Genomic DNA, 24,129 nt, shown 5'->3' on the forward strand with positions numbered 1-24,129 from the left:
AGGAAAACTAGGCTTTATCACCATTTATCACAGCCAGATTAGGGCCGTCTGAATTGTCGCCAATCGTGCCTGTGTGTAATTCTGGTGTAATCGTGCCAAGTTTTCCGGTGTCAATTGCACTCATGGCCTTATCAATATGCTTGTCGTCCATGTGGGCATAACGCAAGACCATTGCCAACGTCTTATGTCCTGATATCTTCTGGATGGTCGGCAGGTCGATGCCAGCTTTGACAAGTCTGGTAATGCCGGTGTGTCTCATAACATGGGGCGTGACTTTTGCCGGGTCCAGCCCTGCCCTGATCGCGGCGCGTTCAAACTGCCGGTGCATCGTCCTCCGGTAAGGATGCTTTGCGCCTGCGGATTGGGTCGGGAACAGCCAGCCCTTTTTGTCCTCGCGCTGGTCACGCTCCTGCAATAGAATTTTGGTCAGGCTTTCGCTGATTGGTTGGGTTCGCTGCCCTGCCTTGGCTTCCTCAAGGTGGATGCGGCGCTGGTCAAAGTCTATATCATCCCATTTAATCCGCAATATCTCGCTATGTCTCATGGCGCTATTAAGCCCTATGATAACGAACAGCCACGTTGAGCCGTCCTGATCGGCAACAGCGCCGTTATACAGGGCCGCTGCGGTGTCGTCGGTCAGAACGACAATCTTTTTGCGTGGCTCCTCGCCCTTCTTTATCTTGGGCCGGTCCCCTTCTTTAATCCATTTCCATTCGACGAAATGGCTCATCATGTGTGAAAGCGTGGATAGTTCGCGGTTGACGGTCGCCTGCTTCGCTCCGCTGTCCAGCCGGTGGCGAGTGTAGTGCTGCACAAGAAAGCTGCTGATCTGGTCAGCCCTCTTCGATCCGAAATAGGGGGAAAGATACTGGCCTATATGCCTGCGCTTGTTGGGTAGGTCTTTGAAGCCCTTTTGACCCTGGCCGGTTGTCGCGGTCAATCGGTCCAGATATTCGGCTGCTGCCTTGGCAAATGTCCGATGGGTTTTCTTTCTGGTTGGCAGATCTAGTCTTTCCTCTCTGGCCTTGGTGCGAAACGACTCTATAGCGTTTTCCGCCTGCTCTCTGGTCACGCCCTCGCTCTGCCTGCCTATAACCCGGTGGATGCGCTGGCCATCAACCATGATGTTAATCGAATAGCGTAGATCGCCGGACGCTTGGCACAGGGCGGTTATCCCATGCTCTGTTAGGCTCTGGCCTTTCTCTAGGCTCCTGATAGCGGGGCGGGTCAGCTTAGCAAATTTAAGGGCCATGATTTACAAATCCTCAATGTCGGGTCGGTCTGTGACGATGGGACCTTGCAATTTATTCTTCGCCAAAGCTTTCCCTAATGCCTCAGCCTCCTGTTGCTTGGCAAAGGAGTCCGAAAAGACAATCCTAGCCTCAGTAACGTGGTTTCTAGCCTTCGGGATACTGGCCAACAGTGCGGACATTGCCGCGCCATGCGCTGGCGCTGCCTCGCTTCCGTCCTCGTCGGTTATATCCCAAGCCTCCGGGTCCTGCTCCAAATCAACGGCTAGAACATAACCGCATTGCCTAATTTCATCGCTAAGGAATTTTTCGGCCTCTCCTTCATAGACCTTGCCGCGAGATTTATTGGTCCGCGCTCGTGCCGCTCCAAAAATCCCGCCATGCGATCTTGAATTTTCAGCAAGAGTTGCAAAGGCGTTTTGCCACTCGTACTTTTTAATAACGCCGCAACGCTCCAATATTTCCAGCCGCGCATTTAGTGAGGCTTCGCGCCTGTCTAATTCATCGCCTGCGGCAAAAACTTCCTTCTGATTTTCCATCGGTGGCCGGAAGCGCAAAAGCTGCGCCTCAAGCAATGCCTTGGCCGCTGCAAAGGTGGCTGTATCTGCCTGCCACTGCTTCCCTGTCGCCTGCTCTGCATAGTCTATTTCTTTTTTCAGGTCAGACCATAGCGCTATCATTTGCGGGCCTCCTAGACCTGTTTCGGCATCGATACTGGATTGCAACCGCTCTAATATTTCTGCGTTGAGCGTGTTGCCGTTTGACTTCGCCTTGTCGGTGAGAAGTGCCTTTAGTTTTGTAGGCATCCGCAGTTTTGCAAATGTGTAATCGAGTCCACTGCCCTTCGGCCCAGCTTGTTTTTTTGTCATTTCGCCCTCCAATATGGGATTTCATGGGACGTTAAGCGAATAGATTTTCCACGTCAACCCTTTAGGTTCCAAAACAACCCCTTTTGCCCCTTGCGCCCAAGGTTAAATCATGCCAATAGAATAGGGGTCTATTTTGGAACCTATATTTGAAGGGAAAATTTAATGAATATCCAAGCAACGCCGGACGGTCGCGTATCTCGGAACGAAGCGGCAAAGTTTCTGGGCTTTAAGTCAAAGACGCTGGCCGAATGGCATCGTCTGGGAGTCGGCCCTGACAGCCTATTGGTTGGCGGTCGCCGGTTCTATCGTCTGGATGAACTGAAAGCGTACGCAAGCGGGGAAAAGCCTATCAGGCCGGAAGCTGCATGATTGCAGCCCTCGCTTCCCTCAATGAAAAAGGCCGTCCCGTGCAGGAACGACCTTTCTCGAATATCTTTGTAGACAGACGCTTTACGACAAGCACCGCTCTTATAGGGCAAATTGCCCTGAAAATCAAGTGGCGTTTAGGCCCTGTCTGCATGGATTCCATAACCAAAGGAATTTACAATGCACGACTATCAATTAACGGCCAAGCCGCAATCCACTGATAACAGGCGTCCGGTTCTCACCGTTCGGCATCCAGACGTTGAAACGCTCCTAAAGGGTATGCCTTCCACGGTGTCCGGCAATTGGGACGATGTGCGGCCATGGGCGCTCGAACTGATCCGCGCCCGCAATGCGTGGTCAATCCAAAATGCAGGAAAAAAACTCAACAGCCTCGGAAGGAAAAACTGATGAACTTTGAGCAACAACGCGCTGCGGCGCTCGCCATACTATCCAGCAATATGAAGGCCTCCCGAAAATGCGGCAGCTTTTTGGGCCAATGCGCGGTTGACGATACGCCGCTGACTGAACGGCAAGAACGATGGTTCGGCCAATTGGTCGAAAAGGCAGGGATTGAATTGGAGGCAGCACAATGACCGACGAAAACACAATGCCCGATTATCCAACCGGCCCCGGCTATCGCAAGGGCAGCGAGTCCTCAAAGGATGGGGCCAAGATGGCGGCTCCCTTCAAGCGGACGCAAGAGGAAATGATTATGCCGCTGGTGGTCGAGGCTGGCCCTGCTGGTCTGACCTATGCGGAAGCTGAACAGGCGCTCGGCGATGCAATCCGGCCTGACGTTATCCGGGCGCGTCTGTCGAGCATGAAAAAGGCGGGCAAGGTGGCAATGCTGCCAACCCGGCGCATGGGTGGCTGTAGTGTCCGTATATCGCCTTACTGCCTGCCACAGTACGCGCCAAAGCCGGATGATGGACAAGGCGAACTGGCGGGAATCGCCTGAACTATGGCGGGGGCTTTTGCGATATGGCAACCACGATATGCGGAAGCGGGAATTGCCACCTTCCCGCTTAATGCCGTGACGAAAGTCCCTGCTGTCGGAAATTACGATAAGGCGGGGCATCCTGCCTCACGTGAATGGGTTAAGAAATTTCAAGATTCTGAAGCGTTCGGCTTTCTCTGTGGGAAGCGTAGCAAGCTGTCGATCCTCGATATCGATACGCCTAGCGAAAATTTCCTAGCCGATTCACTAAAGCGGTTCGGCCCTTCGCCTATCATAGCAAGAACGCCGTCAGGTGGTTTTCATGCTTGGTATAAGCACAACGGCGAAGGCCGAAAAATCCGGCCGGAAAAGGGTAGTCCGTTTGATATTCTCGGCGGTGGTGTGGCAATCGCCCCGCCGTCTAATGCTGGCAAGGGTCAATACCAGTTTATTCAAGGCTCTCTGAACGACATAGGGCTGTTACAGCCTATGCGCCTGCCTGTGGTGGGCAATGACGCCCCATTGCCGCAAGATGGGTTATCGATGGCCCAGGCTAACGAGGGAAAGCGAAACGCTGCCCTCTTCAAGATAGCCTTGCGCCTCGCTCGTGATGCAGAAGGCATGGAAGCCCTGTTTAACCAAGTGGCCCTAGCCAATAAATCAACTATGGTTCCACCGCTCGACGATAGCGAAGTAATCACGGTGGCCGCTTCGGCATGGGATTATCAGTGCGCCGGAAAAAACTGGTCTGGTAGCGGTCGCCGGATCGTCAAGGGCTTTGATGAAATAGACGCCTTCATTCCAAAGGATGAGTTGCCTCACAAAGCTGCGCCGGATGCTGCTTTCCTATTGGATCTTCTGCGCCGTCTGCATTTCGAGCGCAATACGTTCGTTGTCGCCAATGCCATGCATGAAAAACTAGGATGGTCACGCAAACGATTTACGGCTGCGCGGTCATATCTGGAAAGCATGGGCAAGCTTCGGGTCGTCAAACCACCGGCCAAAGATGCCCCGGCCATATATGCCTTCTGAAAAATGCCAAATTTTGTCGCCGGTCAGTTTCAATTGGTTTTGCGTAATAAGGCAGGGGAGAGGGGGGAGGGTGTAAGTTATCATTACTGGTCAATATCGACCAGCCTTAATCTGACCAGCAATTCGACCTGTTCAAACAGGATAAAACAGGACCGACAATCAAACAAAGGAAAAACGGATGCACAAATTGGAAAAGAGATTGCGAAAAATTGAGGCGTGGACAACGGTTGACGTTCCTCATGCCGTGCAGTGGACTGCTGGCGAAACGTTCGAAGATGCGCTTGCTCGGTCGTATCGTCCGCACAATGCTACATCGCGGCGGCTTATCCATTTGCAGGTTGTGGAGGGTGGCCACGGCTCCCCTGTCGTCCCTGTGCCAATGAGCGCAGACCAGAAGGCGGAATATGCCAAGGCTCAATCATGGGCCGCTGGTGCAGACTAGATAGGCATATCCGGCGCTGTGCGGAATTGCTGGAAGCGCGGAAAGTTCAATCGGGACAAAATGGCCCTATTGAAAGCCGAAGAGAAGATGGCAGGAAGTGGTTTTGGACCAAAATGGCACGAAACCGAAAAGCGGCCCGCAACATAGCAAGGGCATCCCGCAACAAGCGGCAGGAGATTCAATCGCAGCAAAGTGCGCCGATTGAAAGTAAGCGCGAAGACGGCAGGACGCGTAAATTAATTTCGGTTCAAAATGACGCGAAATTAAAAAATGAACCAGAGGAAATAGGCACGAAAAAGCCCCGGCAACCATGACAGCTACCGGGGCAGTTCTCGCCGTGGCGAGTGACCAACTGGTTAGGCTATGTTTGCAAGCCTCTTTGTATCGGCAAGCAATGTCGCAATGATGGGGTCTTTGATCTGGTCGCTATAGCTGCCGCAATCATGCTCCGCGAATTTTTCCATCTTGTGGGCAAATGCCGCCATATCCTTCGCCGGATGCAACATAAGGGCCTGTACGGCCTTTAGTTGAATGTCGGCGTTGCGGTCGCAAGTCTCGTCGTCGGATGGCTGGTTGGCATTGGCCGTTGCTGTCTCAAGGGCATTACATAGGCCCTGCCAATCGTTCGGCTCCCCTGCCTCACTGTCGTCACGATTTAAAATATAGGCTTTCAGAACATCGCGGTTATTGGCCTGTTCGATTTCGGCCAACAGTTCGACGGTTCGCGGCAGGACTGTCGCTGGCTTTACAATGTTCAACTGATCGCAAGACACAGCATATCCGCCGCCGTCCTGCGTCCACAGGGCAAGCCAAAGCTTAGGGTCAAACAAAGGGCTTGCTCCACCGGTCAACAGTCGCCGCGTGTCGTCCAGAACGGATTGCAGGGCATGTTCAGGGATTAAAGAATGTGGGTGGTCGCGGCTGGCAATTTCAAGCTTTAGATGCGCTTCTGCTGTGTCGGCGGCGGGTGTCGCCCATATAGCCTCTTCGATCTGATACATGCGGGTTGCTTCGCTGTTTACTTCGGTGTCGTCGTCCAAGCAATTAACGTTGTTGAAAGCCGCCTTATACTCTGAAAATAATTCGGCGAAGGCTTTTCCATCAAATGGATTTGTTGTAGTGCTGGTCATAGTCGTTTCCAATCTTCGTTTGGTTTCGATTAGACCGGCTAACGGGACTGCAATCCTTGTTAGTCGGTCGTTAATCATCGTGATTAACTGATACAGTAAGTAACACCTTAACTTTATTGCGTCAACAGCTTTTATGCTATACGGTGTATCACTATGAACAAAACACAATGCAAAATGGCAAGAGCGGCCTTGGGCTGGCGGGCGCAAGACTTGGCAGACGCTGCGAACGTCCACCGGATAACGGTTGCGCGGTTTGAGGCTGGCGATGATATTGCCGATGATAGCGCCAAGGCCCTACAGGGGGCGCTAGAGGCGCAGGGCGTCAAATTTGGGCGTAAGGCTGGCCGGTCGTCTGTTTCGGTCCCTGACGGCGCTTAAAGCAGGAAGTAGACCAGTCCAAAGCCAATCACGAGGGAACCAATAGAGCAAGCGGCCTGAATCCAGAAGGGGGCAACAAAGGCGTTGCCTGCTGTCTGAAAGCGGCGCTCGACCGCCTGTCCTATCTTGCTGCCCACTGTCAGGCTGGCAAAGAGGATGGCCAACGATCCTACAATGATAACGATCTGGTTGCCTTCATTCATCCTGCCAGTATCGCGCAAATTGCCGCCGTGGTCAATATGCTGGCCGTTTTGCCCTCATTTCACCGCAAATTTAGGTCCTGTCCGGCCCTTTTTACTTGACTTTTCCTACCAATGTAGGTAAGGAGTGCTGACCTTTATAGGAGGTTTTATGCGCGGTCAAATACATCACACACCTGTCAGGTTTCGGGTCAATGAAGCCATTTTAGCGAAGGCTCAGGCCAAGGCGGAGCGGCAAGGCATGAGCCTGTCGGAACTGTTGCGCCATGCTCTCCGGGCTGAATTGGAAGACGCGGCCTGATTGGGGTTAGAGATGAACAAATATTACGAAGCAATCCAGACCAACGGCGGCTATGGGCCTTCACGCGCTCAAGTGCTGGATGCCAGCAACGAAGTTGTCGCGGTCTATGCTGATGACAGCGGGACACGCTTCACGGATGATGATGGCGCGGCCCTCGACTATGCGCCTTCGGACAATATTGGTATGGTAGAATTTTATTGGTCTGCCGCTGCTGGTCAAACATTGAAGATCATGGACCATCGGGGCAACTTCTGCCGCTCGATCCCTGATTTTGCAGCAAACTATATTCTGGATAATCTGGGCGGCTCCATTTCGCAATCACAGGTAACGGGCCTGTCTGACGTTCTGGGCGAACAAGGGGCCGCTGTTGCTGACGCAACGGACGCCGCAAGCGCAATCACGCAGCTAAACGCCCTGCTCGACCGATGCCGCGACCATGGGTTGATTGCGGCATGAACAGACCAGAAGCAACTCTTGGGGAAATATTGGGCGCTGCGCTTCGCTCGCCTTATGTCGGTATCTCATACGATGAGGCGCGGCTGATCGCGGCAACATCGCTTGTCAGTGATATTTGCGCGTCTGGCATAGATGCTGACTTTGAGGCGGTTTGGGACTTTCTCGTTCATCTGCCTGACAACATGCTGCCGATGCTGGAAACGCCGCAAGGCTGGTATGTCTTATCGGCAATGATCGCGGACAACTTTGGTTCAACCGGGCGCGTGGTCGTGCCGAACATTCACTAGCGGGGCAAACTGAATGAGCATTTTTCAAACTCTTTCAAAGGCCGCTGCTGGCGACAAGGACGCGCAAATTGCAATGGTTCGTTATGCTACGGACCTGATTGGCCATCCAGACACGGATGCGGTTTTCGCGTTAACTGAAGCCAGTGTCTTTGCTCGCCTCGCTGCCGCTCAAGGCGGCGATGATGAACGCTCGTTGCTTGCCTGCACCTTGTCGGACTTGGGCGTTGCCCTCCAGGCTAAAGGCCAGGGGGAATTGTCAGACGCAATGTATGGCGAAGCGGTCGCGCACGTAGACGCAATGGCTGAAAGCGGCAACGTAGATGCTGACAACAGCTTGCCCGTGATTTCCGGCAACGCAAGCAAAGCGATCATGCAAAACGCCAAGATATTCAAAGACTATTGGAGAGAAGAGAATGTTTAGCCCCCAGCAAAGACGCCCCGGCAATCTGTCGCAATTCCTCGGCCAGCTACAAAGCGGCGAACAGGGCGCAACGTTGCAGCCTGTCCCGATGGACGCACAGCAAACAGAATTGATGCAGCAACCAGCGCCGCAGGACAACAGCCGCAGGGGTCCGCAAATAGGCGGTATCTTTGGCCGCAATCGCACTTCCCAGCAACCGCCGTTGCAACGCCCTGAAAGCCTGCCCGATACGCGCTCCAAGCACATCTTCGGCAAAGGGGGTGTTGGTTGGGACGTAATGGGGACAATCGGCGATACGCTTTTGCAGCGCAACGGCAATGCTCCGGTATATGCGCCTTACATGAAGCAGAAGCTGGCGCGGCGGGCTGAACAGGAAAAGAGCATTGCCCGCCAGCAATGGGAATATGATATGGCCCAGCAACAGCGGGAATGGATGGCACAGGACAAAGATGCGGCACAACGCGCCCCGCAAGTCTTTATGTCCAATGGCGACCGCGTACAATTCGATCCTGTCAGCGGCGAATCCACCGTCCTTTATGATGGGCAGGAGCCTTTTGAAGATTACGCGCAGGGCTTGGGTTTGGAGCCGGGAACGCCGGAATATACTCGCGCATTGCAGGATTATGTTCTCAAGTCGTCCGGTCCAACTGCTAATGACTATGATGTTAAGCTTGATGGTGTCCGCACCAGCAACGACATAAGCCGGAAGCAAGCGCCAACCTATCGCCAAAGCAATCCACGGCCAAGGGCTGCGCCTCGTGGTCGCACATCGTCACGCAGACCAGCGGCAACGGGGCCGGGTGGCAAGCGGATTGAATGGGACGGAAAAGCATGGGTGGCGGCTAACTAATGCCCCTGCCTTCCCCTCCTCCGGGCTTCACTTTGGAAAACGCGCCTCGCCGTGGTGGCAAGGCTTTGCCTAAAGTGCCTCCACCGCCTCCGGGCTTCGAACTAGAGGCAACGGGTGACGTTGTGGATGGTGACACTATCCGCCTTCAAAATGGCCAGACAGCGAGGGGCTATGGCTTCGATGCGTTTGAAAGCAGGCAAACCGGGACGGTGAACGGCCAGCCGGTCGCGCTTGGCCAGTTGTCAACCAGTGCGCTTGACAGATTGGTAACGCCGCAAACATCGGTGTCCTCGACGGGCAAGGCGTCCTTCGGTCGTCCGGTCGCCTCGTTCAACAATGGCGGTGCTGACGTTGGCCGGTCACAGATTGCAAGCGGCCTCGCCCTGCCTGCTCTGGATTATCTCGGCCAAGACCCGGCGCGGGGTCAGGATTATGTTGCCGCACAACGTGAAGCAATCGGGGCTGAAAGCGGGGCCTATGCAGGTCAATATCAAGAGCCTGCGGCCTATCGCAAGCAGGGGAAGGCCGCGCCTATGGTCGGCAAGATTCCCATGGAGCCGGACGTTTATCAAGAATATTCCGGTCTGCTTCGCAATTCCAGCACAACGCCAGAACAATTGCAGCAATGGGCAGCAACCAAGGGCAAGACCATTGCGAACGCTCCTGAATTGCTTTCATTCATGCGCCGCAATCCAAGGGCAACTGTAAGCCAGTATTGGCAGCAAGAGGACGTTCAAGGCGCTCCTGTGGTCAAGGATGGCCAGAACATCGCCACAAGGCACATGGGCGCTCTGAATGAGGGTATAGTTGATACGCTCGGCGCTCCGGTCGATCTGGTCAACATGGGCCTTGATGCTGTCGGCCTGCCGGTCAGCGATAAGCCTTTGCTTGGTTCGGAAATGATACGGGACGGCTTTCACTCTATGGGCTTCGGTCAGATTGATGAAAGCACCGCGCCGCGCTCTGATCTGGAACGCTATACGCAAGCCTTCGCTCGTGGCACTGGTCAGGCTATCGTTCCCGTTGGCGGCTCTATCGGCTTTGGCAGCAAGATTGCCAATCGTGCGCCTTCACTGGTGACAAGGGCAAGTCCAACCCGGCAAGCCCTTCGCACAAGCGCGGTTGATTCTGCAAAGGCTCCTGCTGCTACTGCTCTTGCCGAATTGGGCGGCGCAACCGGCGCTAACGTGGCTGGCGAATATGCCAATGATGTTGCACCGGGCAACGTATGGGCGCAGCTTGCCGCACAAACCGTTGGTGGCCTTGGTGGTGGATATGCTGGCTTCAAAGCTACGCCGGGACGGTTTAGCCTTCCCGCCCCTTCAAAGATCGGTCAATCTGCCCCTGCTGGTGACATTCCGCCACCGCCTCCCGGTTTCACTATGGAGCGTCCTTCATCCATTGCATCGGATAGCGGTCTGGCTGATCCATCCGTCCGGCAACGTGACGTTATCGACGTAAACAAAGTTCGACCTCTCCTGCAACAGCCGACTGAAGCGCAGCTTGCCGCGTCTGCTCAACGCATTGCGCCGGATGATATTCTCCCCATGCCAAGTAACAGGATTGACGGGCCGGATGGTGCGGACGCAATTCAGGCTGGCCGCTATGCAGAAGTGAAGCCGGTCGATGAACGCTCATTACTTGAAGGCCGCGCCTTTCAGTCTCAACGCAACCCTGAAAACTATCTGACGCACAAAGGGCCTATGGACTTGGTGTCGTGGGTTCGCTCTCGTGGTGGCCTTCAGGAGCAAGTCAGCGGCGCAACGGCTGAGGCCGGTCGAGCATTGCAAGCCTTCCGTATTGCAGCGGATAGCCGGGACGCTCCGGCAAATGTCCTGCGTGGTCTGGTTGGTAGTGCTGGCGGTCCTCGCCGGATTCAGGACGCTGCGGACGCAATCATTGATCTGGCGGAAGACCCTAGCAAGCTGAATCGGTTTTCTGAAAAGGCCATGAAACCCGGCTTTAAAGATATGGCCGTTGAATTGTGGTATAACTTCCTGTTGTCCGGGCCTCAAACCCATGTCGTGAATATGACCAGCAACACGCTAACGGCTCTGGCGCAATTGCCAGAACATGCGGTTGCGGCAACAATTGGCGGCGCTCGTCGTGCGCTTAATTCCGATGCGGTGGATAGGGTGATGTTCTCTGAATTGGGCGCAAGGTCGGCTGGCCTGCTCCAAGGCACGAGAGAGGGCTTAAGGCAAATGGCGCGGACGTTCCGCACTGGTGAGCCTTCGGACGCTGTAACCAAGGTTGAGGATCTCGCACAAAAGGCAATCCCCGGCAAAGTTGGTGAAGCGTTGCGGATTCCCACAAGGGCGCTGGCTGCTGAGGATGAACTATTTAAGGCAATGGCGCGGCGTATGGAACTGTCGGGCCTTGCTGTCCGTGAAGCTGGCAAAGAGGGCTTGAAGGGCAAGGCTGCGAAAGACCGGGCAGCGGAACTGTTGGCTGATCCTACTGACGAAATGCTGCAACAGTCGTTCGACTATGGCCGCTATCTGACGTTTACAAGGCCGCTTGGTCCTGTTGGCAGCAAGATTTCAGGCGTCACACAGGACTTGCCTATCCTGAAGGCTATCCTGCCTTTCGTGCGGACTCCTACCAATCTGTTCAAGTTTTCTATCGAGCGGTCGCCATTGGCTCCGTTAATGAAAGAATGGCGCAAAGAGGTTGCCGCCGGTGGCGCTCGTCGTGATATGGCGCTGGCCCGGTCTGCTGTCGGCTCTGGTTTCGGTGCGATGATGGCAAAGGCTGCTGGTGAAGGCTATTTGACGGGTGCGCCTCCCTCTGACCAATCCAAAGAGAGATTACTTCGAGCCGATGGCTGGCAACCTTACTCAATCAAGGTTGGCGACAAATATTATTCCTATCTGCGCCTCGATCCGTTCGCCTCGACCATTGGAACGGCGGCTGATCTGGCAACCATGGGCGACGGAATGTCTGAGGCTCAACAGGCGGACGGTGCAACGCTGCTGGTTGCTTCGATTATGTCGAACATGGCAAGCAAGACTTGGCTATCCGGCATGACTGATTTTCTGTCTGCTCTGGATGACCCGGAACGCAATGCCGATTGGTTCCTAAAGCGTCTGGCTGGTTCTGCTGCTGTGCCAACTGGCGTTGCTCAAGCGGCCCGATATAATGACCCGACATTCCGCGACACGGAAACAACGGGCGAATATATCCAATCACGGATTCCCGGCATGGGTGCAAGCCTTCCGTCAAAGCGTGATTTTTGGGGGCAACCGATTGCCGGTGAAGGCGGTCTAGGGCCTGATGCCATTTCGCCAATTTGGGAATCGACCCGCAAGAATGACCCTGTAACAAATGAACTGCTCCGGGTGGGCGTTCGATCTGGTGCGCCTCAACGTGGCGATATGACCGGCCATCAATACGCAGACTTTCAAGAGAGAGCCGGGACAATGGCCAAGGCCAGCATTGGGGCGATGATTAAGACGCCGGAATATGAGGCGCTTTCAAATGACCAAAAGGTCAAACAGATAAAGGATATTATTTCAGACAGTCGGCGGGAAGCAAAAAAAGCAATGTTCGGTTCCCCTGCCAAGTCTCGCCCAGCTGCTAAACGTCAGCCTGCCGATATTCCGCCGCCGCCTCCCGGTTTCCAGTTGGTGCAATAATGAGTAAAAAGCCGATAAATAGCGGGCAAAAATCGGATGGGACATTCGCGCCGGGTAACAAGCTGGGCGGTCGTCCAAAGGGTGCGCGAAACAAAACAACGCTGGCTGTCGAGGCTTTGCTGGATGGCGAAGCGGACGCAATCACGCGGAAGGCAATTGAAATGGCCCTAGAGGGTGACGGGGCCGCAATCCGCCTGTGTCTTGAGCGGTTGCTGCCAGCCCGGAAAGATAGCCCGGTTGTGTTTGCCCTGCCTACCATTGCAACGGCGCTGGATGCTGTCACGGCTTCCACGGCGCTATTGTCGGCTGTCGCTGCTGGTGAAGTCACGCCGGAAGAGGCTGGCAAGGTGATGGGCCTGCTAACATCGCATAAGCAATTGGTCGAAATCTGCGACTTGGAAACACGGTTGCAGGCATTGGAAGAGAGGGACGGAAACAATGGGACAGCTTAACCGCCGAATTTCACGGCTCGAAATGCAAAAGCCGGTGGGCTTATCGCCTGCGCTCAAGCAATGGCTTGGCCAACCGCTATCAGACCATGAGATTGCAACGCTGGATGACAGCGCCGGGATTGACGCCGATTTTGACGATATGGACTTGTCTGGAACGTCCCCTGAATTTCGGGCGTGGATAAGCCAATGAACCGGCTGACTCGCCGGATGATGGCACTAGAGAGGCGTCTAGGCGTGGTTCCTTATGCTGATTGGTCTGATAGCCAGCTTGTCGAGCGCATGAATGACATTGCGCAGATATTCCGCAATGCTGGCTTTGCCATGCCCTCGCTCGACCCTGATTGTCCTGATCCTGAAATTCTGGATAGCTTTATATCAGAAGCCAAAACTGCCTGTGTGTAATTCTGGTGTAATCGTGCAAGGGCAATCCAAGATGTTTCGGGAATGTTCCTTTTGCCCGATTGGCCGCTTTTCCCTCTATTCCTAATGAGTCGGGGATAGTTCGGGAATTGCCAAGAATGTTGCAGGACTAGACTTAAAATCTGCTATCCGAAATGGGTGTGCGGGTTCGAGTCCCGCCGTCCGCACCAGTTTAAGACGAGCCCCTTGCCCGAACCTCATAATTGAGCAAGATATCCAGACCATAGCGACCGGTTATCCCACTAATAATATCATCGGAGCCAACCCATGCTCAGCCCGATCATCATCGCAGCCATTCTCTGGGCTATCATTCTCGCGGGTGCCAGCGGCTTGCTCACCGATATCGGCCCCTGGTATCGCGAGCTCAAAAAACCCGCATGGCAACCACCAGACTGGCTCTTCGGACCAATATGGATGATCATTCTCGGGCTCGCTGCCTGGGGGGCGATTTTGTCGTGGGATCAAACCAGTGGCCAGTCGGAACAAGCGATCCTGATTGCCATCTACGGGGCCAATTTTCTGTTCCATCTGCTCTGGTCCCCCCTGTTCTTCAAATATCAGCGACCAGACTGGGCCCTGATCGAGGTCGTGTTTCTGTGGTTATCGGTTACCGCAATGCTGGCCATGACCTGGAGCCTAGCTCCGCTGGCGGGGTTGATAGTCCTGCCCTATTTCCTCTGGGTCACATTTGCGGCGCTGCTCAATGCGAAAATCGTGCAGTTGAACGCGCCATTTGGCTGACCGCGGGAGAATCAAAAGGGTTCCGCTTTGTCACCACAGCAAAAGCATCTAGACAAGCGACATGCGATGTCTCGCCCTTCTCTTTCCATTGCTGTTGCTGATATCCTGCGCCAGCCATCCCGCGGTCGACACCGCGCCTGGGCCGGAACAGATTGTCCGGTTGTCCGATTCGGAGATCAAGGGACTCGACCCGCAAAAAGTCTCTGACCTGTCATCGCTTCGCGTGGCAGCCGACCAGTTCGAGGGGTTGACCCGTCTGGGGGCCAGAGGAGAACCGGAGCCGGGTCTCGCTGAAGACTGGAAAGTCTCTCCGGACGGACTGACATGGACCTTTGCTGTGCGAAAAAATCTGCAATTTTCCGATGGCACCGCTTTTGATGCGACGCTGTTTCCCGCCTTATTGCAGCGCCTGCGCGCGCCGGAAACGGCCGCGGCTACAAAGGTCCTGTTCGGTAATATCGTGGCAATCAAGGCCCTCGACGGCAATAGCGTGAGCGTAACCCTCGCCGCTCCTGACCCGTATCTGCCGGCCCTGTTGGCGCATCCGGCGATGGCGGCCATTCCGCTCCATCGGATCGACAAGGTCGGGAACAGATGGACTTCGGAACGACCGATGGTCACAAGCGGCCCGTATCGCTTGGCCGAGTGGAAGCTGAATGACCACGCCCGGCTGACGCGCAATCCCGAATGGCACGAGGAAGCCGCAGCGATCGCAACCGTCATCTGGAAACCGATGGATGACAGTCTTTCCGCCATGCGCCTGTTTCTGTCCAATGGCGCGGATATTGCCGCGGATTATCCGGCAAGTCGGCATCAGTGGCTGCAGGAAAACCATCCCGCCGCTGCCCATAGCGTGCCTTATCTTGGCAGCTATTATTTTGCCTTCAACACCCGGGTTCCGCCCTTTGACGACCGCCGGATCAGGGCCGCATTGTCGATGGCTGTCGAACGCGAGTGGATCGCCGGCAAGGTGATCGGTATCGGCAATATCCCCGCCTGGGGATTATTGCCACCCGGTCTGGCCGGACCGGGATCTGCCAGGCCCGATTGGGCAGACTGGCCGCGAGAGAAACGTTTGCGCAAGGCCCGCGCGTTGCTGAGCAAGGCCGGCTATGGGCCAAAGAACCCGCTGCGGTTTGAAATCCGCTTCAACAGTTCAGCGGAACATCGCAGAGTGGCTGTCGCGATGGCGGCGATGTGGAAACCGCTGGCGGTCGAGGCAAGCCTGTTCAACAGCGAAGCCGCGCTGCATTTCGCTGCGCTGCGGCGGCATGAATTCGCATTGTCGCGTTCGGGCTGGATCGCCGACCTCCCGACGCCGGAAAATTTCCTGCTTGTTCATCAGCCGGCGAATGGCGATGGTAATTATTCCGGCTATGATAATCCGGACTATGACCGGATATTGGCGCGGGCAATTGCCGAACCGGATCCGTCGCGGCGTCAAATATTGATGCGCAGCGCGGAAGCGCTGTTGATCGAGGACATGCCGATTCTGCCACTCTATTTCTACGTCACCCGCAGTCTGGTGGCCAAGCGCATTGCAGGATGGGAAGATAATATTTCCAATGTGCATCCCAGCCGGACTCTGCGTATAAAGCCGTGATGATTCCCCGTTCGGCATTCCGACTCAAAACTGTCGCAGCAGCGCTGGCAATGACATTGCTGGCGGCCTGCAGTTTTGCCGAAGACGAAGACCAGGTGCGAGTCACTGTGATTGAGGATGGCTCAACCAAGATAAATCCCATTGGGATCCGGCTGAACTTTGCCTCGGCGACGATGCGCGCGGCAATCGCCAAAGGCTTGGTCGGACTGGATGAAGAAGGTCGAGTAGTGCCCGCGCTTGCCGCCCGCTGGATCGTTTCCGACGATGGCCTCAGCTATATTTTCCGCCTGTTTGACGCGAAATGGGATGATGGTCGGCAGATTACCGCCGAGCGGGTCGCACGCTTGCTGCGCGAACGTTTTTCCGAACTTCGCAAAAGCCGATTGCAAGATGACGTCTCGGTAGTCGACGAAGTGGTGTCGATGACCGGGCGGGTGATCGAGATCAGACTGGATTCACCACATCCCAATTTCCTGCAATTGCTTGCTCAACCGGAAATGGGCCTGTTCCGTGCCGGCCATGGCGCTGGCCCCATGCGTTTGCTCAGCGAAGGCGATGACATCAAGCTTAGTCGCTTTGACGAACCTTCCCAGAAGGAAAAAGACGAAGAAGAAGATGATGATGATGATGATGACCGCTGGGTATCCTTGCGCGCCGAGCAGGCCGCTGCCGCCATCGCCCGCTATCGGGCCGGCGGCGTACAAGTGGTTCTGAATGGCAAATATCATCACCTGCCGCTGGTCGATGCGGCAAGCATCAGCAGCGGGGACCTGCGTCTCGACCCGGTCGCCGGTCTGTTCGGGTTGCGTTTCATCCGCGCCGATGGATTCTGGGCGGTTCCCGGCAATCGCGAAATTCTGGCGATGGCTATCAATCGGCCTGCGCTGCTAACCTCTTTTCCGGGCGTCAGTGCCTGGCAGAGTCGGCTGAAGATGATCCCCGAAGCGCTCGATGTCGAGGGGATTAACACCTATCCCGACTGGGCCAGCATGACCATGCAGGAGCGGGTCGCCTTCGCCAGAAACCATATCGCACGATGGAAGGCTTCGGAAGGAGCGATCACCCCGCTGACCATTGCACTGCCCGACGCGGCCGGTGCGGATATCCTGTTCAAGCGCATCCAGGCTGATATGAGAAGAGTGGGACTGGACGCGAAAAAAGTGGGTATCAACGCGGACGCCGATGTGGAGTTGCTTGACGAGATCGCACCCTATGATAGCGCGCAATGGTTTCTCAAGCAGTTCACCTGTGCAAAAACCCGGGTCTGCCTGAACGACGCCGATGCAAGAATTAGCGAAGCCGACGCAGCGACCAATTTGCAGATCAAGGCCAGGCTTTATGCCGAGGTGGAGAAAATCCTGGTCGAACATTATAATTTCATTCCGATCGCCGTTCCCATCCGCTGGTCGATAGCGAGAACCGGTCAGCGCGGCTTTGCAGTCAATGCACGCGGCTGGCATCCATTGAATACGCTGGTGGGCATACCTATATCACAACTGTAGTAGGTGCGTAAAACAGGGAGGTCCCATGGCCATTTCCGAAGAACAGTTAAAACGTCTAGCCGAACAATTGCCCGACGTCAGCCGCGATCCGCAATCTGTGCGCACTCGCGTCGAGGCGATGGAAAAAGTGCTGGAGCGGGCCTTTGTGATTCCGGGCGTCAATCGGCCGATCGGGATGGATTCCATCATCGGGCTGATTCCAGTCGTGGGTGATATCGCCACCGCGCTGATGGGCGCCTATATCGTCTGGGAAGCCCGCAATCTGGGCATGTCCAAGCTGCAACTGACCCGCATGGCGGCCAATGTCGGTATCGATACCGCCCTCGGCGCGATCCCCTTTGCTGGCGACGTGTTCGACTTTTTCTGGCGCTCGAACACAAAGAATCTGAAGATCATCCGCAAGCATCTCGACAAGCATCATCCCGGCACACGGACGATTGAAGGCTAGGCAACCGGAAAGCGGGCCGCGAAATCTTCCAGCCCGATCCGTGCGCTGTTAGCGGCAAAGCTGATCGTGTGGTAAGTTCCGCATAGCGCCATTATTTCCAGCTGCTCTTCTTTGGACCAGAGCCGCTGAAACGATGCGAGATTTTCTTGTGCCATGGTTCCCGAGCGACACAAATCATCGATTGATGCCAACAGGGCTTTTTCCTTTCCATCCCACAGCGAATCATCACATTCGGCATTTTTTGTTGCAACAATCTGCTCTTCTGTAAATCCGGCAGCCGAAGCGAATATGGCAACATGGACGCCCCATTCATACTCGCAGTCATTATTGGCGGTCGTCCGCAGAATAACAATCTCGCGCTCGCGGAGAGACAAGGGACTGCCCTTGTCCAACAGATTGGGCACCGCTTTTTTGGCGAAGCGAGCGCTGTTCGCAAACACCCGAAACAAGTTCAGCAAATAGCCGTCCTGATGGGGATATCGCTCCATTACCGCAGCCAGTTCCGGTGTATATGGCGGCATGAGAGGGGTCAGGATATTGCTCATATTTCGAATCCTTGCTATAATTTCTGTAGCATTACTATGCTACTGTTTATGTAGCGTCAAGAAAGCATCGGCCTTGAGCAATAAGAAAAGTAACCGCCCCGTCATGATCCTGCTGGATTCACTGGGAAAAAGATGGACTTTACGGATCATGTGGGAGTTGAGAAACGGGCCGTTTACGTTCCGCGCTTTGCAAGAATCCTGCGACATGCTGTCGCCGACAACGCTCAACGCCCGGCTTCGGGATTTGAAAGCCCTGGGAATTATCGAGCACCAATCTGACGGATATCAGTTGACTGCCAAAGGTCTGGAGCTGGCCAAAGTCATGATCAGTCTGACCGATTGGGCAAATAAGGAAATCAGCCCCCGCGCCAGATCTTGACCGGCACATCCGACGAGACCGACCGCATATAGGCCGGACAACGCTGCGGACGAAAACTCTTGCCGAGACAGAGCTTCACCTCCTGCAACCAGCCACGCGCATTCACCTTCAACCTGATCATATCGGGCTGAAGCCCCTCGTTCGCCGCAGCAAAGGCATTGCGAAACTGCCCCGCCGTCAGCGGTTTGCGCGAGAGCCGGTCCATGTCCGGAAAACGCACAGCATCGAACATGATCCGCGACACACGAAAATAGGTTTCCGGACGCTTGGTCATGCAGGTTCCGTGCTTCGCCCATTCATGCGCCATCATCTTGGTGGTCGGCATCATGCAGAAATTGCGTTTTATCACCGCTGGCGGCAACGCCTTTGTTGGCGCGCAATATTGCGGATAGGCGGGACCATTTGTGTCGGGCCACAGGCCGTGGAGAATGAACCCGAAGCTGCCGTCCTCGCCGCTGCACTGCGTCTTGTCGCGGCGGCTATCCTTGCGGGTGCGGCAATATTCGGGCGACCAGCTAAGCGCCAGCGTATAGCTGGTGACGGGCTTGATGCGGCGCGGTTCCGAGGTCGGCTTGCGTTCGGCGGGCGCGCTGAGGCCCGATGGCGGGCGGCATTGGTAGGATTGGGCTTGGGCGGGTGTTGCTGCCAGAGCCAGTAATAAGAATAAAGCCACTTGTCGCCCCAGCGAAGGCTGGGGCCTGACCCGAGTTTCACGTAGCTCAGACGACTGGCCTGGATCCCGGCCTTCACTGGGACGACGGTTGCTAAACCTGTTCAAAATCCAAACCTATATCCGCAGCCGGGGCCGATTGCGTCAACCTTCCCACCGAAATATAGTCCACCCCGGTCTCCGCCTTTTCGCGGATCGTCTCCAACGTCACGCCGCCGCTCGCCTCTACCGGTACGCGGCCACCGATCAGCGTTACTGCACCGCGCAGGGTCGCCGGTTCCATATTATCGAGCAGCAAATCGGTGGCTCCCGCCGCCAGCGCCGGTTCGATCTGGTCGATACGATCGACTTCGCAGATGATTTTTTCGACGCCCGCTTCCCTGGCGCGCCGGACCGCTTCACCAACCGATCCGGCAACCGCAACATGATTGTCCTTGATCATGGCTGCATCCCACAGACCCATGCGATGGTTCTGCGCCCCGCCCATCCGCGTCGCATATTTCTCTAGCACCCGCAGGCCCGGTATCGTCTTGCGGGTATCGAGCAATATACAGCCAGTCCCCTCGATCCGCCGGACATAATCATTGGTCATGGTCGATATGCCGGTCAGATGCTGCACCGTGTTAAGCGCGCTGCGCTCCGCGGTCAGCATCGCCCGGCCCTTGCCCCTGATCCGCATGATATCGGTGCCAGCCACGACCGCCTGGCCTTCGGCGACGAGAATTTCAATCTCAACATCCGGGTCGAGATAGCGGAAAAACGCTTCCGCAATCGGCAGTCCGGCAATCACCGCATCAACGCGGCTGTCCATCACGCCGGAGAACATAGCATCGGCGGGAATAACCGCCTCGGAGGTCACATCCTTCCCCCCATCACCAAGCGGCCCGCCGAGATCTTCGGCGAGGGTGGATTGCACAAAAGCAGTAAGGTCGAAGCGGTCTAGGGTAAAGGTCAAGTCACTCACCCCTCATGCGCCAGATCAGTCGGCCCCAGGTCCCCCTGCCCGACCGTCGCGCTGGCCATTTCCATCATCTTGTCGATCGACTTGCGGGCCTGCAAGCGCAACTCCTCGTCCATCTCGATGCGCGGCTCCAGATCACGCAGAGCGACGTAAAGCTTCTCCATCGTGTTGAGGGCCATATAGGGGCAGATATTGCAATTGCAGTTGCCGTCCGCGCCAGGGGCCCCGATGAAATTCTTTTCCGGCACCGCCTTTTCCATCTGGTGGATGATATGCGGTTCGGTGGCGATGATGATCGTGTCGCCTTCAAATGCCTTGGCATATTTCAGGATCGCGCTGGTCGAGCCGACCATGTCCGCGTGATCGAGAATATAGGCGGGGCATTCAGGATGGGCGGCGACCGGTGCACCGGGATGCTGCGTCTGCAGCTTGAGCAACTCGGTCTCGCTGAACGCTTCGTGGACGATGCAGACGCCGGGCCAGAGCAGCATGTCGCGACCGGTTTTCTTGGCGATATAGCCGCCAAGATGCTTGTCCGGGCCAAAGATGATCTTCTGGTCGAGCGGGATCTGCGAGAGAATATGTTCGGCTGACGAACTGGTGACGATGATGTCGCTCAGCGCCTTCACCTCGGCCGAGCAGTTGATGTAGGTCAGCGCGATATGATCGGGATGTTCGTCGCGGAACGCCTTGAACTTGTCAGGCGGACAACTGTCTTCGAGGCTGCAGCCGGCATCCATATCTGGCAGCACGACGATCTTCTCCGGCGACAGAATCTTAGCCGTTTCGGCCATGAATTTCACACCGCAGAAGGCGATGACATCGGCATCGGTTTCCGCCGCCATTTTCGAAAGTTCGAGACTGTCGCCGACAAAATCGGCAATATCCTGAATTTCCGGCTTCTGGTAATAATGGGCAAGGATGATCGCATTGCGTTCCTTGCGCAGCTTGTTGATTTCCTCAACAATATCCACTCCGGCCAAGCTGCCACCAATTCCATCACGTGCGTCCATTATTCATTCCTATTTCCTGTTCCGTTCATGTTGAGCTTGTCAAAATTTGCTCTTGCCGCCCTTGTCAGGCTAGGGCGAACGGAGTTTCTGATTCCCGGGTAGTTTAGGACAAGTCGTCGTCCAAAGGAAATCAATTGCTGATACGGAATTTGACAATTCGGTCGGTCACTTTCTGCTCCGCATCCATGCCGCCCAAAATATAATAGTCCTGACCCGCCTTCGCGAGGCCCCGATGATCCATGCCCGGTTCCGCCAGCCGCCCCAGCTCGATCCATTTGTCGGATCTCAGATCATAAGCGAAAAAACCACCCGACGGCTTGGCCGGAACCCCGTCATAGCCAATGCCGTCATAATTATAGGGATTGTCACCGCCGCCCGCAAAAATGATCCGCTGGCTGGTCTCATCGCCAATCGACGCCATCCGGTATTTCGCTGAACCGGCATGGGCATCGACCCCGCGCCAGGTAATCTGCGTCGGATTTTCGGGATCAATATCGCCGCGCCAGGTCAGCTTTGCCGCAACAAATTTGCGTTTTCCATCGGCGAATATCGACGCAACGCCATCGGTAAGGATGATACTATCGCCCGCAATTCCACCGCTATGACCGAAGACAGGCGTCCCGGGAAAGGCAGTTGCTTCGGTCCACGCGCCGGTCTGGGTGTCAAACATCTGCACAGTGCTGACATTGCCTTCGTCATGCCAGCCGGAGATCAGATAGATGAAGCGATCCTGATATGGCACCGCCAGCATATCATCGACCGGTGTCGGCATATCGGCCTTTTGCTCATAGCGTCCGGTTGCGGGATCGAAGGCGAATACTTCCGGCGTGGAAATCTCATCGCCATTTGCGGCGACGCTATAGCCACCGAAAATATATATCTTGCCCGCCACATTCACCGCCGCGCTGGCCAAACGGCCTTCCGAAACCGGAACCGGGCTGATGGCCTTGCATGATTGCGTGGCAATCACGCAGGCATAAGCTGCGTTACTGGTATCTTTCCAGCTCTTGCCCGCCTTCAGACCATTGAAACTGTACAGGGTCGGACCATCAGGACCATCGGCCACAGCCACCGCATTATTGGAGATCGGCTCAGGAAGGGCAAAAGCCGCAATCTGGGATACCGGTTCCTTTTGCGCGCGCTGTTCACAGCCTGCCAAAGCCATTCCGGTCATCAGCATGACCAATATACTAGTTTTATTCAGCTTCATTCTGTCTCTCCCCGCTTCTTCTGCTGCTCTGCCAACACCTCCCTGATCGGCCGAGAATAGTCCCAACGCTCCTTATAACGGCTGCGTTCATACGGGAAAAAAGCATCAATTTTCGCCTCCACACCAGCGGCCTGCAGCGGAACTGCAAAATTGTGGCGCACGGCCCGGCGCGCTGATTCCCGTGCCAGCCGTATCTGCACCGGATTTTGGGCCTGCTTCGCCAGTTCCTCGACACCCTTTTTACGATTGACCTGATCCAGAACATTTTCCGCATCGGTCAGGGCCATCAATATGCCGCCATCATCATAGGTCTGAATCTGCTCGATATGCACCTCCGGTCGGGCGATTTCGATCGCTGGCATCTCGACATAGAGCGTATCATCACGGGCATCCCAGCGGACATCCTCCGCATCGAGCTTGGCAAGATCGAGCTCATAGCGCACCGTGCCGGGCATGATCAGGGTCTTGCGCGCCGACAGACCGAGTTTGTTCAGCGTGGTGGTGACCGTGGCATTATAGCTCGCCGAGAAGACCGTCAGTCGGTTCTGTTCCTGCAAATTGGTCAAGCTGGCATTGGCAATCGATACCGGGTCCGGGCTGATGCTGTTTTCAACCCGCGCAAAAAGCAGCCACGCAAGTGCAACAAGCAGAAGCAATATTATGCCGCTGGCGGCAAATGGAACCCACAGACGCCGGGAAGACGGGCTGCTCATCCCGCCAAGGTCCAGACTTCACCGGATTGCTTGACAATCCCCCGATTCTGGAGATCGATCAGATGGGCGCGCACTGATTGTCCGGCGGCCCCTTTGAGCCGTGGATCCAGCCCCTTGTACATCTCTTGGACCAGATCGGGGATCGCCGCCTCACCCTGTTCGAGGTTTTTCAATATCTGCCGTTCACGTTGTTTGCGGTGCCCCATCATGCCCCGGACCAGCTGGCGCGGGTTGATCACTTTCTTGCCATGAGCGGGATAGTAGACCTTGTCCTCCGTGCGCTCGTAGAGTTTTTGAAGGCTTGCCATATAGTCCGCCATATCGCCGTCGGGCGGAACAATCACACTGGTCGACCAGGCCATGACATGATCGCCGGTAAACAGGGCCCCTGATTCCCGAACCGCCAGACATAGATGATTGGACGTGTGTCCGGGCGTCGCCACCGCTTCGATGGTCCAGCCATCACCGTATATGGTCTCGCCATCGCCGAGCACCTGGTCTGGCTGATATTCCTTGTCAAAGCTCTCGTCAGCGCGCGGTCCGTCATCTTCGAGGACCAGCGGCGCACAGCCAATGATCGGTGCGCCGGTGCGCGCGGACAGCGGTGCAGCGGCAGGGCTGTGATCACGATGGGTATGGGTGCACATGATCGCGCTGATTTTGGCATCGCCCACCGCTGCTATAATCGCATCGATATGGCCATCAATCGCAGGTCCCGGATCGATGATCGCCCGGTCCGACCTATTGCCAACAATATAGGTTTGCGTCCCGGTATAGGTATAAGGGCTGGGATTGCCCGCCAACACGCGGGCGACAAGTGGTTCCATCTGTTCGCACAGACCGGTGGGAAAATTCGAGGGGTCAAGGTCCATCAGACTGATGTGGCATATCCCACCCATAAAACAACCATGAAAA

General features: G+C 55.7%; 33 protein-coding genes. 22 read left to right on the forward strand and 11 right to left on the reverse strand.

What is annotated here, in order from left to right:
* Positions 1 to 7 precede the first annotated feature (7 nt).
* Positions 8 to 1,252 carry a tyrosine-type recombinase/integrase gene (locus ACN0VD_RS05685; RefSeq protein WP_417592516.1) on the reverse strand — a complete coding sequence of 415 codons (1,245 nt, stop codon included), beginning with the start codon at positions 1,250 to 1,252 and terminating at the stop codon, positions 8 to 10.
* A 3-nt stretch (positions 1,253 to 1,255) separates the two neighbouring features.
* Positions 1,256 to 2,119 carry an Arc family DNA-binding protein gene (locus ACN0VD_RS05690; protein ID WP_417592518.1) on the reverse strand — a complete coding sequence of 288 codons (864 nt, stop codon included), beginning with the start codon at positions 2,117 to 2,119 and terminating at the stop codon, positions 1,256 to 1,258.
* 162 nt (positions 2,120 to 2,281) lie between these two features.
* On the opposite strand from ACN0VD_RS05690, the gene ACN0VD_RS05695 reads away from it, so the two are divergent.
* The 7 genes from ACN0VD_RS05695 to ACN0VD_RS05725 all read left to right on the forward strand — a co-directional run bounded on the left by ACN0VD_RS05695 (position 2,282) and on the right by ACN0VD_RS05725 (position 5,210).
* Positions 2,282 to 2,488 (forward strand): DNA-binding protein, encoded by a 207-nt coding sequence (locus tag ACN0VD_RS05695; protein ID WP_417592520.1) that lies wholly within the window; start codon positions 2,282 to 2,284, stop codon positions 2,486 to 2,488.
* A gap of 177 nt (positions 2,489 to 2,665) precedes the next feature.
* Positions 2,666 to 2,893: a hypothetical protein gene (locus tag ACN0VD_RS05700; RefSeq protein ID WP_417592522.1), complete on the forward strand. Its 228-nt coding sequence runs from the start codon at positions 2,666 to 2,668 to the stop codon at positions 2,891 to 2,893.
* The gene (locus ACN0VD_RS05705; RefSeq protein WP_417592524.1) at positions 2,893 to 3,078 is read left to right on the forward strand and encodes a hypothetical protein; all 186 of its coding nucleotides are present in this window, start codon (positions 2,893 to 2,895) and stop codon (positions 3,076 to 3,078) included. Before ACN0VD_RS05700 ends, ACN0VD_RS05705 begins: the two co-directional genes overlap by 1 nt.
* Positions 3,075 to 3,443 carry a hypothetical protein gene (locus ACN0VD_RS05710; protein ID WP_417592526.1) on the forward strand — a complete coding sequence of 123 codons (369 nt, stop codon included), beginning with the start codon at positions 3,075 to 3,077 and terminating at the stop codon, positions 3,441 to 3,443. The genes ACN0VD_RS05705 and ACN0VD_RS05710 overlap by 4 nt, the downstream gene beginning before the upstream one ends.
* Positions 3,444 to 3,446: 3 nt before the next feature.
* Entirely contained in the window at positions 3,447 to 4,454 is a 1,008-nt protein-coding gene (locus ACN0VD_RS05715) for a bifunctional DNA primase/polymerase (protein WP_417592528.1), read from the forward strand.
* Positions 4,455 to 4,632: 178 nt separating this feature from the next.
* Positions 4,633 to 4,896, forward strand: a complete 264-nt coding sequence (locus tag ACN0VD_RS05720) for a hypothetical protein (RefSeq protein WP_417592530.1) — start codon at positions 4,633 to 4,635, stop codon at positions 4,894 to 4,896.
* Positions 4,875 to 5,210, forward strand: a complete 336-nt coding sequence (locus ACN0VD_RS05725; RefSeq protein ID WP_417592532.1) for a hypothetical protein — start codon at positions 4,875 to 4,877, stop codon at positions 5,208 to 5,210. Before ACN0VD_RS05720 ends, ACN0VD_RS05725 begins: the two co-directional genes overlap by 22 nt.
* A 42-nt stretch (positions 5,211 to 5,252) precedes the next feature.
* Here ACN0VD_RS05725 and ACN0VD_RS05730 read toward each other — a convergent pair whose 3' ends face one another.
* Positions 5,253 to 6,104, reverse strand: coding sequence for a hypothetical protein (locus ACN0VD_RS05730; RefSeq protein WP_417592534.1), 852 nt, complete (start codon positions 6,102 to 6,104; stop codon positions 5,253 to 5,255).
* Positions 6,105 to 6,179: 75 nt separating this feature from the next.
* On the opposite strand from ACN0VD_RS05730, the gene ACN0VD_RS05735 reads away from it, so the two are divergent.
* Complete coding sequence (locus tag ACN0VD_RS05735; protein WP_417592536.1) at positions 6,180 to 6,404, forward strand: helix-turn-helix domain-containing protein; 225 nt, start codon at positions 6,180 to 6,182, stop codon at positions 6,402 to 6,404.
* Here the strand turns inward: ACN0VD_RS05735 and ACN0VD_RS05740 are convergent.
* Positions 6,401 to 6,625, reverse strand: a complete 225-nt coding sequence (locus ACN0VD_RS05740; protein WP_417592538.1) for a hypothetical protein — start codon at positions 6,623 to 6,625, stop codon at positions 6,401 to 6,403. The two genes, ACN0VD_RS05735 and ACN0VD_RS05740, sit on opposite strands and share 4 nt — an antisense overlap.
* A gap of 130 nt (positions 6,626 to 6,755) precedes the next feature.
* Between ACN0VD_RS05740 and ACN0VD_RS05745 the strand changes: the two genes are divergently transcribed.
* The 13 genes from ACN0VD_RS05745 (at position 6,756) to ACN0VD_RS05805 (ending at position 17,723) form a co-directional block, all read left to right on the forward strand.
* Positions 6,756 to 6,905: a ribbon-helix-helix protein, CopG family gene (locus ACN0VD_RS05745; protein ID WP_417592540.1), complete on the forward strand. Its 150-nt coding sequence runs from the start codon at positions 6,756 to 6,758 to the stop codon at positions 6,903 to 6,905.
* A 12-nt stretch (positions 6,906 to 6,917) separates the two neighbouring features.
* The gene (locus ACN0VD_RS05750) at positions 6,918 to 7,361 is read left to right on the forward strand and encodes a hypothetical protein (protein ID WP_417592542.1); all 444 of its coding nucleotides are present in this window, start codon (positions 6,918 to 6,920) and stop codon (positions 7,359 to 7,361) included.
* A complete protein-coding gene (locus ACN0VD_RS05755; protein WP_417592544.1) occupies positions 7,358 to 7,648 on the forward strand; it encodes a hypothetical protein in 291 nt (96 codons plus the stop codon). Before ACN0VD_RS05750 ends, ACN0VD_RS05755 begins: the two co-directional genes overlap by 4 nt.
* A 13-nt stretch (positions 7,649 to 7,661) precedes the next feature.
* Positions 7,662 to 8,069 (forward strand): hypothetical protein, encoded by a 408-nt coding sequence (locus ACN0VD_RS05760; protein ID WP_417592546.1) that lies wholly within the window; start codon positions 7,662 to 7,664, stop codon positions 8,067 to 8,069.
* Positions 8,062 to 8,919: a hypothetical protein gene (locus ACN0VD_RS05765; RefSeq protein ID WP_417592548.1), complete on the forward strand. Its 858-nt coding sequence runs from the start codon at positions 8,062 to 8,064 to the stop codon at positions 8,917 to 8,919. Before ACN0VD_RS05760 ends, ACN0VD_RS05765 begins: the two co-directional genes overlap by 8 nt.
* Positions 8,920 to 8,951: 32 nt before the next feature.
* Positions 8,952 to 12,557 (forward strand): thermonuclease family protein, encoded by a 3,606-nt coding sequence (locus ACN0VD_RS05770; protein WP_417592550.1) that lies wholly within the window; start codon positions 8,952 to 8,954, stop codon positions 12,555 to 12,557.
* Positions 12,557 to 13,009, forward strand: a complete 453-nt coding sequence (locus tag ACN0VD_RS05775; protein WP_417592552.1) for a hypothetical protein — start codon at positions 12,557 to 12,559, stop codon at positions 13,007 to 13,009. Before ACN0VD_RS05770 ends, ACN0VD_RS05775 begins: the two co-directional genes overlap by 1 nt.
* Positions 12,996 to 13,199 carry a hypothetical protein gene (locus ACN0VD_RS05780; RefSeq protein WP_417592554.1) on the forward strand — a complete coding sequence of 68 codons (204 nt, stop codon included), beginning with the start codon at positions 12,996 to 12,998 and terminating at the stop codon, positions 13,197 to 13,199. Before ACN0VD_RS05775 ends, ACN0VD_RS05780 begins: the two co-directional genes overlap by 14 nt.
* Positions 13,196 to 13,411, forward strand: a complete 216-nt coding sequence (locus tag ACN0VD_RS05785) for a hypothetical protein (RefSeq protein WP_417592556.1) — start codon at positions 13,196 to 13,198, stop codon at positions 13,409 to 13,411. The genes ACN0VD_RS05780 and ACN0VD_RS05785 overlap by 4 nt, the downstream gene beginning before the upstream one ends.
* Positions 13,412 to 13,696: 285 nt before the next feature.
* A complete protein-coding gene (locus tag ACN0VD_RS05790) occupies positions 13,697 to 14,170 on the forward strand; it encodes a TspO/MBR family protein (RefSeq protein WP_417592558.1) in 474 nt (157 codons plus the stop codon).
* 61 nt (positions 14,171 to 14,231) lie between these two features.
* Positions 14,232 to 15,773 (forward strand): peptide ABC transporter substrate-binding protein, encoded by a 1,542-nt coding sequence (locus ACN0VD_RS05795; protein ID WP_417592560.1) that lies wholly within the window; start codon positions 14,232 to 14,234, stop codon positions 15,771 to 15,773.
* Positions 15,773 to 17,275 carry an ABC transporter substrate-binding protein gene (locus ACN0VD_RS05800; protein ID WP_417592744.1) on the forward strand — a complete coding sequence of 501 codons (1,503 nt, stop codon included), beginning with the start codon at positions 15,773 to 15,775 and terminating at the stop codon, positions 17,273 to 17,275. The genes ACN0VD_RS05795 and ACN0VD_RS05800 overlap by 1 nt, the downstream gene beginning before the upstream one ends.
* Before the next feature lie 25 nt (positions 17,276 to 17,300).
* Entirely contained in the window at positions 17,301 to 17,723 is a 423-nt protein-coding gene (locus tag ACN0VD_RS05805) for a DUF4112 domain-containing protein (RefSeq protein WP_417592562.1), read from the forward strand.
* Here the strand turns inward: ACN0VD_RS05805 and ACN0VD_RS05810 are convergent.
* Positions 17,720 to 18,268 (reverse strand): carboxymuconolactone decarboxylase family protein, encoded by a 549-nt coding sequence (locus ACN0VD_RS05810; protein ID WP_417592564.1) that lies wholly within the window; start codon positions 18,266 to 18,268, stop codon positions 17,720 to 17,722. The two genes, ACN0VD_RS05805 and ACN0VD_RS05810, sit on opposite strands and share 4 nt — an antisense overlap.
* A 73-nt stretch (positions 18,269 to 18,341) precedes the next feature.
* Between ACN0VD_RS05810 and ACN0VD_RS05815 the strand changes: the two genes are divergently transcribed.
* Positions 18,342 to 18,647, forward strand: coding sequence for a winged helix-turn-helix transcriptional regulator (locus ACN0VD_RS05815; protein ID WP_417592566.1), 306 nt, complete (start codon positions 18,342 to 18,344; stop codon positions 18,645 to 18,647).
* Here ACN0VD_RS05815 and ACN0VD_RS05820 read toward each other — a convergent pair.
* The 6 genes from ACN0VD_RS05820 to ACN0VD_RS05845 all read right to left on the reverse strand — a co-directional run bounded on the left by ACN0VD_RS05820 (position 18,625) and on the right by ACN0VD_RS05845 (position 24,086).
* Positions 18,625 to 19,320: a ribonuclease T2 family protein gene (locus ACN0VD_RS05820; RefSeq protein WP_417592568.1), complete on the reverse strand. Its 696-nt coding sequence runs from the start codon at positions 19,318 to 19,320 to the stop codon at positions 18,625 to 18,627. The two genes, ACN0VD_RS05815 and ACN0VD_RS05820, sit on opposite strands and share 23 nt — an antisense overlap.
* A gap of 91 nt (positions 19,321 to 19,411) precedes the next feature.
* Positions 19,412 to 20,272 carry a carboxylating nicotinate-nucleotide diphosphorylase gene (nadC, locus tag ACN0VD_RS05825; protein ID WP_417592746.1) on the reverse strand — a complete coding sequence of 287 codons (861 nt, stop codon included), beginning with the start codon at positions 20,270 to 20,272 and terminating at the stop codon, positions 19,412 to 19,414.
* A 5-nt stretch (positions 20,273 to 20,277) separates the two neighbouring features.
* Positions 20,278 to 21,291 carry a quinolinate synthase NadA gene (nadA, locus tag ACN0VD_RS05830; RefSeq protein ID WP_417592570.1) on the reverse strand — a complete coding sequence of 338 codons (1,014 nt, stop codon included), beginning with the start codon at positions 21,289 to 21,291 and terminating at the stop codon, positions 20,278 to 20,280.
* A 130-nt stretch (positions 21,292 to 21,421) separates the two neighbouring features.
* Entirely contained in the window at positions 21,422 to 22,501 is a 1,080-nt protein-coding gene (locus tag ACN0VD_RS05835) for a Kelch repeat-containing protein (RefSeq protein ID WP_417592572.1), read from the reverse strand.
* Positions 22,498 to 23,214, reverse strand: coding sequence for a DUF4230 domain-containing protein (locus ACN0VD_RS05840; protein WP_417592573.1), 717 nt, complete (start codon positions 23,212 to 23,214; stop codon positions 22,498 to 22,500). Before ACN0VD_RS05840 ends, ACN0VD_RS05835 begins: the two co-directional genes overlap by 4 nt.
* Positions 23,211 to 24,086, reverse strand: coding sequence for an MBL fold metallo-hydrolase (locus ACN0VD_RS05845; protein WP_417592575.1), 876 nt, complete (start codon positions 24,084 to 24,086; stop codon positions 23,211 to 23,213). The genes ACN0VD_RS05840 and ACN0VD_RS05845 overlap by 4 nt, the downstream gene beginning before the upstream one ends.
* Positions 24,087 to 24,129: the final 43 nt, after the last annotated feature.

Origin of the sequence: Parasphingorhabdus sp., assembly GCF_048267785.1 — a bacterium.
GTDB lineage: Bacteria > Pseudomonadota > Alphaproteobacteria > Sphingomonadales > Sphingomonadaceae > Parasphingorhabdus.